Source organism: Alkalibacterium sp. m-11 (genome assembly GCF_054658155.1).
This window is the reverse complement of the sequence record NZ_BAAGIR010000007.1, coordinates 30,792-43,784: the sequence shown is the minus strand read 5'-3', so window position 1 is coordinate 43,784 and position 12,993 is coordinate 30,792. Positions and strand designations below refer to the sequence as shown.

Sequence of the window (12,993 nt, the reverse complement as noted above, 5' to 3'; positions counted from 1 at the left end):
AAAAACCACGACATCATCGGTATCGAAGATTTGCAGGTGTCGAACATGGTGAAGAACCGCAAGTTGAGTAAAGCCATCAGCGAAGTCTCATGGTCAGAGTTCCGGACTATGCTTAAATACAAAGCAGACTGGTACGGCAAACAAGTTGTCACTGTGGCGAAAAACTTTCCATCCAGCCAATTGTGTTCAAATTGTGGCTACCAAAACAAAGCCGTTAAGAATCTCACTGTCCGTGAATGGGCTTGCCCTGAGTGCAATAGTCATCACGATAGAGATATTAACGCAAGCATGAATCTTCGCAACGAAGCGTTGCGATTAACCGTAGGGATTACGGGGTTAGCCTGATAAAGTAACCGACCGATAGGTTGGTGTTCTCAGGAATCCCCCACTTCAAGGAGAGTTAGCGAGTAAGTGGGGGTAGTTCAATGAATGCCATCGCACCCATGAATCCGGCAATGATTCCGACGAACACGCCCATATTTAGTGCCGGCGCTTCCAGAACTGATGTAAAGTACCCATCGACCGGAATCTCTGTCCCGAATAGTGTCTGCGTGATCGCTGATTAATCTGCAAGCATGTCTCCAGTGACGCCGAAAATTGCTCCGGTGATCCGATTGATCAGAATAAAACTGATTCCGGCAGCAAAGGCTCCACCAGCTTTATCTTTGGCCCAGCTTCCACCAATAGCCAGAGCAAAGAGGATATGCAGGTTTCCAATAATCGCCCACCCAATATTCTCGATTACGCTTCCAAAAGCAACCAGGGCTGTCAGGTCAGGGTTGATCAGCGGAATCGATCCACCGATACTGATCATCAGACCGGCTGCCGGCATAACGGCAATGACTCCCATCAGGGCTTTTCCGAATTTCTGCCAGAACTCAAAGTTCATTAACTTTTTCATCATTTATTCTCCTATTCTACAAGTTGACGTTTTCATTTTGTCCAACGGCTTCCACTCTATCTTTTAGAGCAAACGCTAGAGATGCGGCGCCAAGTACGCCTGCTTCGTTTTCAAGTGATGCCGTTCTGATCGCTGTGCGTGTGGCAATCGTCGGAAATGCATGGCGTTCAAAGTGCGGCGTCACGTAATCGAGCAGCAGCTGCCCGGCTCTGGACACCCCGCCCCCAAGAACAATCGTTGACGGGTTCAGGATATTGGCAATATTAGCACAAGTCTTTCCCAGATAGCTGCCCACCTTATTCAGAACATCATCTGCTAATGGATCATTTAATCTAGCCTGATCGAAGACTATTTTCGCTGTGATTGGCTGACTGTTCCATATTTTCTGAGCCAACTGTGACTCCCCGATAAACTGCTCAGCTTCTTTTCTGGCAACATTGACGATACCAGTCGCACTGGCTACTGTTTCCAGACAGCCTACCTGACCGCACGTACAGTGAAAACCGTCTGCATCGACTTTGACATGACCAATTTCTCCAGCAGTATCATGTGCTCCATGAACCAGCTCCCCGTTGACGATCACTCCGCCCCCGACACCAGTTCCTAGAGTCAGAAAGACCACATGTGGCTCATTTTGTCCGGCTCCCAGCCACTGCTCTCCCAGAGCGGCAACGTTTGCATCATTGTCCAACTCAAATGGAATTCCTAGGGCACCTTCGATTTCTTCACGGACATGGACCGTTTCAGTCCAGTTCAAATTATAGGCACCAGTCACTGTCCCTTCAGACCTGTTCACAGATCCAGGTGATCCCATTCCGATTGCTGAAATATCTTCAGCCGTAAGTGACTGTTCGCTCATTTTTTCCTGAATCGACTGTATGATTGTAGGAACGATACTGCGCCCCTTGTTATGGACAGGAGTGGGAACGGCCCACTGAGTGACCGTTTCCCCTTTCCGTGTCAGAAAGGCAAATTTAATCGTCGTTCCACCTAAGTCGATGCCAATCGCTAATTTTTCCATCCGCTTCTCCTTTGCTTAAAGAACGTAATAGTTCGGATCGTGCCAAATTTTCTGTTTGGTTACTTTATACACACGTGATTCATATGGACGCAGCGTCATGACTGCATTCTGAGCATCTGTAACGGTATAGTTGCTTAATTTCAAGTCTCCAAGCTCCAGTTCTTCACTCAGGTCCAAGTCAGTCGTCTCATTGAACAGATTGACAATCACAACATATTCCACCCCTTCGTATGCGCGAAGGTAGGCATAGACCTTGTCATGCTCCTCAGCAATAAGTTCATAATGCCCGTAGATCAGAGCAGGAGTGGTTTGTCTCATCAGAATCATCTTCTTGTAGAAATGATAGATCGAATCCGGATCATTCAGAGCCTGTTCCACGTTGATATCCGGATAATTCGGATTGACGCCGAGCCATGGTTGTCCTGTTGTGAACCCGGCTTGAGGCGCATTTGACCACTGCATCGGTGTGCGTGAATTGTCCCGTCCGTTCTTCCAGATGTATGCCATGATTTCTTCGTGCGTCGAGCCATTTTTCGTTTCAATGTTATACATGTTGATCATGCCGACATCATCGTAGTCCTCGATCGAGTCGAACTGTACATTCGTCATACCGATTTCCTGACCCTGATAGATGAATGGCGTGCCCTGCATGAAGAAATAGAATGTCGCCAAGGCTTTCGCAGAGGTTTTTCTCAGATCTGCATCATTGCCCCAGGTTGATACGCTTCTCGCCAGGTCATGGTTTTCAATAAATAACGCGTTCCATCCACGACCGTCCAGGCCTTTCTGCCAGCGGGTCATGACCTCTTTCAGTTCCTTCAAGTCAAGTCCGTCGCCATTTGCTCCCCATAAACCTAGGTGCTCGAACTGGAAAATCATGTTGAAGTAGCCTTTCTCTTCGCCTACCCAGCGGTCTGCATCCTGAATCCTTACTCCATTCGCTTCCCCGACAGTCATGACATCATAGTTTCTGATTGTACGCTCGGCAAACTCCGACAGAAACAGATCGATGCCCGGCTGATTCATGTGTCCGTCAAAGGAAGGCACGTAGTCCTTGTTCAGCGGGTTAGGCATATTCGGATAGCCGTTCTTTTTCTTGATATGTGAAATGGCATCGACTCTGAACCCGTCGATTCCCTTGTCCAGCCACCAGTTGATCATTTCGTATAAGCGTTCTCTGACCTTTGGATTTTCCCAGTTCAAGTCAGGCTGCTTTTTTGAAAAAACGTGCATATAGTACTCGCCTGTTTTTTCATCATATTCCCAGACCGACCCACCGAAGATCGACTCCCAGTTATTAATTTCGGAGCCATCCGGTTTTGCCGGATGCCAGATGTAAAAATCACGGTAGGGGTTATCTTTAGATGATCGGGATTCGATAAACCACTCGTGCTCATCAGAGGTATGGTTGATGACCAGATCCATAATGATTTTCATGCCACGCTTATGCACTTCTTCAAGCAGTTCGTCAAAATCAGCCATCGTTCCAAATTCTTTCATAATCCCGTGATAATCACTGATATCGTATCCGTTATCATCATTAGGCGACTCGTAAATCGGGCTGATCCAGATCACATCGATCCCCAGATCCTTGATGTAATCAAGCTTTTCAATAATGCCTCTTAAATCTCCAATGCCGTCTCCATTTGAATCATAAAAACTGCGCGGATAGATCTGATACGCGACCGCTTTCTTCCACCATTGCTTTTTCATTTATATTCGTCACTCCATATTCCTGAGATACTCTATACCCTGTCAATTATGACAACAGACTAATATTATCTTCTGAATAAACGGCTTTCAATACTTTTCTGCCTGTTATCGGTATCAGAATGGATATATGAAAAATGGATTAGTGAGACGTCGCTTTATGGCGGGGCACATCGATGCTGGAACATGTATTGGGACCAGTTCGAGAGACTTTTAGATACGAGTTTGATGTGGGCAGCAACTCGGAACCAGCTCGGTGGTTCGTTCCTGCTTGAGTTGATCGCAAGATCCATCTTAGAACCCACTCAGAAGAAATCATATCTCGAGTCGATCCCGCTGAGCTCGACAGATTCCCCCAAGCAGCAGACATAAGAAAAAGCAGTAAGCACCTTCTTAAATCCTAGGCTGCTCACTGCTTTTCATTCAATGTCTATAGAGCTGGGGCATACCCCAGCTTTCTTTCTTATGTCTTATTTTTCTTTTTGATCTGTCTGACCGCGACCCCTGTCAAAAGGCTCACTAGGCCGACTGCTCCGACTGTCCAGAGCATTGTTGCCGTAGAAGGAAGTCTTTCTCCATTCCGATCACCAGTTTGGGATTTAGAAGAATCGCCTTCCGATTCGGTAGTCTCCTCACCATTAGGGTCATCTAATGGACCATCTGAATGACCTTGATCGCTATCAGCTGCGGAATCTTCACTATCCTGACCAGCACCAGGATTCTCAGACGAATCAGTATGGTCTGCCGATTGACCATCACCCTCGGCATCTCTTTCTGAATCAGCTATTTCTTCTCCACCTGAGACAGGATCGTCGCCATCGGATTCCTGATCTGTTCCTGGTCCAGATTCTCCATCGGGCTGTTCCCCGTTGCCTGGGTCAGTTGCTTCTTCATCATCCTCGGTTTCTTCTACCGGTTCTTCTGAATCATCCGGTGTTTCGATTTCTTCCGCAATCAGTGACCCGTTGTCCACTGTAAGAAGTGCTGTTCCGCCGTCTGCCATGGCTGGCAATGTAAATGTGATGATCTGGCTATCCCCCGTCTCTTCAGCAGAGTACTGGCTGTCTGAATAATGATCCATCACGATGACGTCGCTGCTATCCACTCCCACAGAAATCAGCTGCTCCTCTTCGGATGTATTGAAGGCAAGAAACACTGATTCATCTTCCAGAGCCCGTTCGACAATCATCCAGTCCTCGTCTTCTGAAGTCAGGAAAGTCTCCCTCGTTCCTCTGGAAAGCAGTTCGCTGAATTCATTTCTAAATCCGATGACTTTCTGATAATGCGTCAGGATATGATTACCTTCAATCAAATCCCAGCCGAAGTCATAGCGGTTATCATACTGGGGCCAATTTGCGTCTCCTGTCTGGCCAAGCTCTTCCCCGTAGTAAATGACCGGCTGTCCTTTCGAGGTCATCTGAAGCGAGGCAGCCAGCTTAAGTTTCCCTTCATCTCCACCAACCGAATATAGGAAGCCCGGTTCATCATGACTGCCTAAAAACTGCCCAAGAGTAGCATTACTGGCTAAAACATTATTTCTATTGACTAAATGAGTATTCGCCCGCTCTATGCGTCCGTTGACGAAGTCTGCTGCATAGCTTTTGAAACTGAAATCTAGCAGACTGTCCATCATCCCTGTATTTAAATAGCCATGATCGTTCTGGTAATTTGCTCCCCAAGATTCTCCGATCAGCTTGAATGCTGGATCTCTTTCAATGAGTTCATTTTTAAAGTGCTGCCAGGTCGTATCGTCGACGTGCTTGACTGTGTCGACCCGGAAACTCGCGATCGCATTTCCATCAGCTGTTGTGGAGCGCTCGATCCAGTCTGCCTGCCAGGCTACCAGCTGCTCTCTGACGGCCGCTTCTTCTGTTAGAAAGTCCGGTAGACCCGCCAGTTCCATGGTCAAGTCTGTGCTACCGCCTTGTTCTCTAATCATGCCGTCAAAGCGTGCCCTGTCTTCGTCCGTCGGATAGCCTGCTGGTGGATCGTCCACCCCGTCGTTAGGATGCATACCGTAGCCGGCATGGTTCAGTACCACATCGACCATAATAGCGATCCCTCTGTCCGCTGCCTGGTCAATCAGGTCATGAAATTCTTCAAGCGTCCCAAGGTGCGGATTCAATTCTTCAAAATCCTTTGCCCAGTAGCCATGGTAGGCATAGTAGGTGCCGTTATCACTGCGGTATTCGACATCGTGACCCACATTTTCAACGATTGGTGTGATCCAGATGGTCGACACACCCAAATTTTCCAGGTAATCAAGGTTCTCCGTTACCCCTTTGAAATCCCCTCCCTGATATGTGCCTCGAGGATTTTCTGCCTGACTGTAATCAATGCCGTACGGATCATTGTTCGTCGGATCCCCGTCAGCAAAGCGGTCGGTAAGCATAAAGTAGATGATTTCTTCATCCCAGTCCCGTTCACCTTCTGCCTTGTTCCGCTCACTGATTGTCACGTCAGTTTGCGCAGTATAACGTCCGTTGTTTTCATCCCAGACGTTGACGGTTATTGGGTATGTTCCCGGCTGGATTGTGTGATCAGCTGATAGGGTCACCCGGTTCAGTTCAGGAGAAATAACTAGATCAGACGGTCCCCCGATCGATGAGACATCCGCTGAAATGCGTGATACCTCAAGGTCAGACTGATTATCGATCGTGACATCAAGAAGTCCGTGTTCGTTGTAGCTGAATGCCCGGCTGACTGAAGCAGACACTCTGATGTCCTCTTCTCCCTCAGATTCTTCCGGTCCGTCCTCTTCATCTGATCTGTAAAAAGGATTAGTAAAGGCTTGAGTTGGGTCATCAGCTGTGACAAAGACCTGATTCATCGTATCAAATGAGGCGAACCGTAAGTCCTCCGTCAGCTTGTCTTCTCCATCTGACAGATTAACGACTAAAAAGCCGACTGACTGGGCAGATTCATTGACTGGAAGATCGATGTAGGCTCCGTGCGGGCCGACCTGATTATTTGAAAATGGAATGGCGTCATTAGGCCACTCACTAGGCTGATTCGGTGCATCTCCCCAGAACCATACCCCGTAATCCTCATAGTTCACGGCGTCGTTTAGGTAGTGAATACGCAGAGCCGGTGTCTCAAAGTCGACTGGAACATAATAATGGACAGATCCATCAGCTCTGATCCAGACTTCTTCAACTTCCGGGAACAATGTAATGATAATGTCTTCCTCAATATATCTTGTTCCATCTCCGAATACAGGAATCAGACCGATTTCTTCAGCATCCGCCTGTATTGCAATGTCCTGATAGTAACCAAAGTCAGTCTGATCAGATTCTGAAAAAGACGAACCGGACGGCCAGGAAGACACGTCCTCAGATTTCGTCAGCACATCTCCCCACATCCATAACGAGAGATCATTATCAATTTCATCCGTTTCAAGATGTACCCGAAGCATCCGCTCAGTCTCGGCACTCACGGAGGTGAAATCGGGAAAGACATTGGCTAACGACTGAAATAGCAGTAAAAAGACCAGTAAAGCTGAAAATAATGCAGATGATTTTCTGTTCATTTACTCAGACTCCTCTTCTTTTTAGTTAACGCTTTCAATTTTGAGCAAAAAGAACTCCCCCTACGGAAGGCGTAAGGAGAGCTTTAGTTGTATTACCCTTTGGTGGCACCGGCGGCAAGACCTGAAATAAGGTACTTCTGCAGCAGCAGGTAAACTGTGGCGATCGGAATAGCGATCAGTACCGCTCCGGCAGCGAATCGGCTGAAGTTATTGGAAAACTGGGCGTTGACAAAGTTGTACAGACCCAGAGCCAATGTGAAATTTTCAGGGCTTCTCAACACGATACGAGGCAGGATAAAGTCCATGAATGGGGCCATGAAGTTGAACAGGGCCACCACAGATAAAATAGGTTTTGCCAGCGGCAGCAGAATCTGGAAAAAGATTCTGAAGTGTCCGGCACCATCCATTTTAGCGGATTCATCCAGCGATTTAGGCAGGGTATCCAGGTAACCTTTGACTAAAAAGGCATTCATCGGAATGTTTCCTCCGATATAAATCAGGATCAGTCCCCATAGGTTGTCAATAAGGCCAATCGTGTTCAGCAGGATGAATAAAGCCACCATTGCCATCAGAACTGGAAACATCTGAAGCAGAAGGAAGGCATATAAGCCGTACGTGCGTCCTCTGAAACGGTAACGCGAAAATGCATAGGCTGTAAAGCTGACCAGCAGCGTCGTTACTACCGTTACGATTGTGGAAACGAACAAGGTGTTCCGATACCACTGCAGGTAGTCACTTCTTGGATTGGTAAAAAGCCAGACGTAATTATCCAGAGACCAGTTTTCCGGAGAAAGGGACGCTGTAAATAAGTTAGATGCCGTGTTCATTGAAATGGCAAAGGCCCAGAACAGCGGATAGAAAATGATCAGGAACATGACGGCCAGAATCAGATAAATCATCGCGACTTCAAGCTTGCTTTTCTGCTTGCGCGTGAACTGTCTCTTCTGCATGCGTTCGAAGATTTTACTCATTAATAGTTCCCCTCCTCTTTAAATGATCGTGAACGACGGAACTGGAAGAAAGCGAAGGTCGCCACGATCAGTCCGAGAATCAGTGAAATTGCTGCAGCCATACTGAACTGAGAGTTGGTGAATGTCAGCCCGTAAACCCATGAGATCAGGATATCGGTACCACCGGCATTCTGTCCGCGCACAGCTGGTCCCCCTTCATTGAAGAGATAGATAATGTTGAAGTTGTTGAAGTTGAATGTGTACTGCGTCAGCAGGATCGGCCCTGTGGCAAACATCAAATGCGGGAAAGTGATTTCCTTGAATTTCTGCCAGCGTGTTGCTCCGTCCATATCCGCTGCTTCATACCAGTCATCCGAAATTCCTTTAAGCACACCGGAAAACAGCGCGTAAACATACGGGAAGCCAAGCCATACCTGGATCATGATGATCGCGATCCGGCTCCACATGACGTTAGACATCCACGGGATAGTCGTATTGAACAGTGGCTGAATGATATCTGTGTTTATTGCTCCAAAATTGTCATTGAATAATGCTGAGAAAATAATGATCGTCACGAATCCTGGAACAGCCCACGGTAAGATCAGGATCGTCCGGATGATACGTGTGCCTTTCAGTCGCTTGTCATTTGTCAGGATGGCCAGGAACATAGCCAGTCCGATAGACAAGGTCGTTGCTACGAATGTCCAAGTCAGTGTCCATGACAGAACACTGAAGAAAGTGGTGCGCCATTCCGCGATGGTCACCAGTCTGACAAAGTTTTCGAAGCCGACCCACTGCAGAATGTTTCTAGGCGGGGCATTATACAAATTGTAGTTTGTAAAAGCCAGGAAAGCCATGAAGAGCAGCGGCAGGATGACCACGAAGACCAGCAGAATGAATCCTGGGCCGATCAGAATATAAGGAAAACCGGCATCCCATGAATTCCTGAAGTTCTCCATAACGCCTCCTGGACGCCATCCGTCTCTGATTTTCTGCGCTTCTTTTTTTGCATCCTGAAGGTTGAACGTATAAAACACACCGTAGAACACAGTGAATATGATAGCTAAAATTCCTTCAATCAGGAACACACGTGAATCGTCCACTCGTGGTTCAGTTCCCAGGGTAATCAGCCCCTGTAATCCGGAAGCAATAAAGTCAAACATCATTACAGTAAAAGCTGCAAACAGGATGAATATCAGTGCACCTTTTAATCGTCGTTTATTATAAATCTGACCCATTCCTGGAATAACGGACAGCAGCATAGCTTTTTTAGGGCTATGGTCCAGATCCGCATTTACGGGACGCTTGTTTTTTTGATTTTTTCTGTCAGTAGGCATAATCTCTCTCCTTCTATCAGCCCAATATTTAAAAAGGACTTTGCTGCCTTTAAAGCATCGCTCTCTATGCATTCATTACTTTAAAGAACTAATACGAACAAGGAGATTGAGTCATCACATCTGCTCAATCTCCCCTGTTCAAATTAGTTTGATTTCACACTATATTGGGTGACTTATTGTCCCATCATTGAAATGTTGGCTTCAATATTTGCAACAGCTTCGTCCAGTACTTCCTGTACATCGTCCCCTTGCTGTACGAACTGCAGTGCGTCTCCCATTGGCTCCCAAACCTGAGACATTTCAGGAATATTTGGCATTGGGTGAGCGTTCTGAGACTGTGCGAAGATTGGTTCCATGAATTCATCGTCGATTTCTACAGCTGTGTGAGCTGGCAGTTCACCGGCAACTTCAAAGTAAGTGGTTGAGTTTTCTTCGTTAGTAATGAATAGTGCCAGTTCAGTTGCCCAGTACTCATGATCTGTGAAATAGTTGACTAACCAGCCTTTGTTTCCTGAGAAGGAGTTCAATGGCTCTCCGTCTTGAGTCGGCAGCTCTACGACTTGCAGGTTTTCACCGATTGCATCGCGGTAGTCAGGAATTGCCCATGGGCCGTCGACGACCATACCTACCTGTCCATCCATGAACAGGCTACTCGCTACTTCAAGGTCAGTCCCTGGAGGCATAAGCTCTTCGTCGAACCATGACTGAATCATTTCTACAGCGGAGACTGCTTCAGGTGTGTTTAGACCGATATCGGTTGGATCATATACGCCGTTTTCATCTTGACCGAAGATGTATCCTCCGTCAGCTGTGATGAACGGATATGTGAAGTACAGGTTAGCAGCATCCATCATGAAGCCAAACTGGCCGTCTCCAGTCAGATCACGTGCAATGTCCATCAGTTCATCCATTGTTTCAGGTGCTTCAGGTACTAGCTCATTGTTGACGAATAGAGCATATGTTTCAACGACTGCTGGGATTCCGAACTGGATGCCTTCGAAGCTGAATGACTGAACCGCTTCTTCGTTGTACTCTCCAAGGCGTTCAAGCTGATCATCTGTCAGATCAAGCTCAGCTGCCAGACCCTGCAGGTAAATATCTCCCATACGATCATGCGGCTGGAAGAAAAGATCCGGTCCTTGTCCGGCAGGTCCATCCAAGCTCATGCCGTCAAGCTGCTCAAGCATTTCGTAAGGTGTGATCTGTACATCGATGCCGTACTCTTCAGTAAAGCGCGCTGTAATTTCTTCATAAGCATCCAGCTGCTGTTCTTCATTATTAACCCACATGTGTAATGATTCTGGTTTTTCAGGAGCGTCCTCATCAGAAGCTGTATCAGTCGTTTCCTCTGCTGTATCGTCCCCTGTTTCGTCAACTGTTTCTTCTGTTGCGTCATCAGTCGTATCGTCAGTTGCCCCATCATCTCCGTTACCACAAGCAGCTAGTAAACCAACTGTTGAAAGCAGTAACATTCCTTTGTATAACACTTTTCTGTTTATCATTCTTCTTCTTCCTCCTACTTTTTACTTTTATTTATTCTGGAATGGTTTTCACTTTTACCCCTTCGGTTGCATAAAGTAAAGGTACCAGTTTACTTAGGTGTTCTGAAAGAGTGATGTAAGTGATTACAATTTAACTATATAAGGTTTTTACAAATGTTTCAATTGTTTTTTCAATGTTACCGGTATCAGGAATCACGTCACATCCCTGTAGCTATATACTGCTGCCGTCCTCTCATTTTTAACCATTAATATGAGTGTATAATGCACAACCTCTGTTCCATGATTTCCCGTTATTATCGTTTCGGTGTAACTGATTATAAATCGTATTTTTTCTGCAGACAAAAAGGCATACGCCCTTTTCTGGTTAAGATCCCGGTTAAAAAGACGTATGCCTGTCATGAATTAGCTTGTTTCCCCTGCTCTCACCGCTACGGCTTCGTAAGGGTTCAGATCCAATAATCTCCAGTCAACAACTGACCTGTTGTAATTGGTTGCCATCACATCATACTCATTTGGCATGTCGTCCAGACATACCTGCTGTTTCTCGTCGCTGATATTAGCCACAACGACCCATCTTTCCCCTCGGTACAAACGCTCGTAGGCAAAGACCGTCGGGTGATCAGGTAACAAGAGTGTATAGTCTCCCCAGACGATTGCGGGATGATCTTTTCTCAACTGAATCAGCTGCTTATATGTATGGAACACTGATTCTTTGTCTGATACGGCTTGCTCAACATTGATGCTTGTATAATTCGGCTGAACAGCGAGCCATGGTTCGCCTGTCGTAAATCCGGAATGCTCTGAACCGTCCCACTGTACAGGTGTCCGAGCATTGTCGCGCCCTTTGACGTTGATGGCATTCAGAATCTCTTCTTTTGAGTAGCCCTGCTCCAACCGTTCATGGTACATATTCCGACTTTCAATGTCGTCCACTTCATCGATTGAACTAATGAAACGGTTGGTCATGCCGATTTCTTCCCCCTGATAAATATAAGGGGTCCCCTTCATCAGATGCAGAAGAATCGCAAAGCATTTCGCACTTTCGACACGATAGGTATCATCATTCCCCCATCTTGAAACGACACGCGGAGTATCGTGGTTATTCCAGAACAGACTGTTCCATCCGTCTTCCTTAAAGGCTACCTGCCACTTGCTCAAGACTTGCTTCCATTCGACCAGGTCCAGTTCTTTCAGATCCCATTTCGACTTGCCGGGCTGTTCGTCAAGCATCATGTGTTCAAACTGAAAAACCATGGACAGCTCGTTGCGCTTAGGATCTGAATACAGTTTAGCCGACTCAGGGGTCGCACTCCATGTCTCACCGACTGTTATCACATCACGTCCCTTTAGCGTGTGCTCATGCATTTCTTTCAAGTAATCATGCAACTTAGGTCCATTGGCCGTCAATCCTTCATCCGGCAGTTTACCGATCAGATCAATGACATCCATACGGAATCCGCCAACACCTTTGTCCAACCAGAAGTTCATCATCTTATAGACATCCTGACGCATCCGTTCATTCTCCCAGTTCAGATCCGGCTGCTTCCTGCTGAATAGATGCAGGTAATACTGTCCGCTGTCTTCGTCAAGTGTCCAGGCTGGCCCGCTGAAAGCAGAAGTCAGATCGTTTGGTGCCTGTCCATCTACAGGATCGCGCCAGATATAGTAATCTCTGTAGGCGTTATCCTTACTCTTTCTGGCTTCGACAAACCAGTTATGCTCGTCACTCGTATGATTGACGACTAGATCCATCACGATTCGGATGCCTCGTTTCTGACCTTCTTCGATCAGTTCATCCATATCTTCCATCGTACCGAACTCAGGATGAATAGCCTCGTAATCACTGATGTCATACCCATTGTCGTCATTCGGAGACGCATAGACCGGACTCAGCCAGATCGCATCGATCCCAAGTTCTTTTAAGTAGTCCAGCCGGCTGGTAATGCCTGGGATATCTCCAATCCCATCTCCATTGCTGTCCTGAAAACTTCGCGGATAGACCTGATAGACTACCGCATTCTGCCACCACTTCATTCTTGTCCT

8 protein-coding genes and 1 pseudogene are annotated in these 12,993 nt (G+C 46.8%); 1 reads left to right on the top strand and 8 read right to left on the bottom strand.

Annotated elements, in window-relative coordinates; genetic code table 11:
• The coding region (locus ACYQ2O_RS01755; protein WP_459769225.1) for an RNA-guided endonuclease TnpB family protein at positions 1-345 on the top strand (345 nt) is incomplete at its 5' end.
• Between the two features lie 82 nt (positions 346-427).
• Here ACYQ2O_RS01755 and ACYQ2O_RS01750 read toward each other — a convergent pair.
• From ACYQ2O_RS01750 to ACYQ2O_RS01715, 8 genes and pseudogenes are all read right to left on the bottom strand, one after another.
• A pseudogene (locus ACYQ2O_RS01750) lies at positions 428-901 on the bottom strand (PTS transporter subunit EIIC); the annotation flags it as partial.
• 16 nt (positions 902-917) lie between these two features.
• Positions 918-1,922: an ROK family glucokinase gene (locus tag ACYQ2O_RS01745; RefSeq protein ID WP_346023887.1), complete on the bottom strand. Its 1,005-nt coding sequence runs from the start codon at positions 1,920-1,922 to the stop codon at positions 918-920.
• Between the two features lie 15 nt (positions 1,923-1,937).
• On the bottom strand, positions 1,938-3,635 hold the full coding sequence (locus tag ACYQ2O_RS01740) for a glycoside hydrolase family 13 protein (protein WP_459769223.1): 1,698 nt from the start codon (positions 3,633-3,635) through the stop codon (positions 1,938-1,940).
• A 460-nt stretch (positions 3,636-4,095) separates the two neighbouring features.
• The gene (locus ACYQ2O_RS01735; protein ID WP_459769221.1) at positions 4,096-7,161 is read right to left on the bottom strand and encodes an alpha-amylase family glycosyl hydrolase; all 3,066 of its coding nucleotides are present in this window, start codon (positions 7,159-7,161) and stop codon (positions 4,096-4,098) included.
• Between the two features lie 92 nt (positions 7,162-7,253).
• Positions 7,254-8,132 (bottom strand): sugar ABC transporter permease, encoded by an 879-nt coding sequence (locus ACYQ2O_RS01730; RefSeq protein ID WP_346023892.1) that lies wholly within the window; start codon positions 8,130-8,132, stop codon positions 7,254-7,256.
• Complete coding sequence (locus ACYQ2O_RS01725; protein WP_459769218.1) at positions 8,132-9,448, bottom strand: carbohydrate ABC transporter permease; 1,317 nt, start codon at positions 9,446-9,448, stop codon at positions 8,132-8,134. The genes ACYQ2O_RS01730 and ACYQ2O_RS01725 overlap by 1 nt, the downstream gene beginning before the upstream one ends.
• A 173-nt stretch (positions 9,449-9,621) precedes the next feature.
• Entirely contained in the window at positions 9,622-10,950 is a 1,329-nt protein-coding gene (locus ACYQ2O_RS01720; RefSeq protein ID WP_459769217.1) for a sugar ABC transporter substrate-binding protein, read from the bottom strand.
• A gap of 402 nt (positions 10,951-11,352) precedes the next feature.
• Positions 11,353-12,984, bottom strand: coding sequence for a glycoside hydrolase family 13 protein (locus ACYQ2O_RS01715; protein ID WP_459769215.1), 1,632 nt, complete (start codon positions 12,982-12,984; stop codon positions 11,353-11,355).
• Positions 12,985-12,993 lie beyond the last annotated feature (9 nt).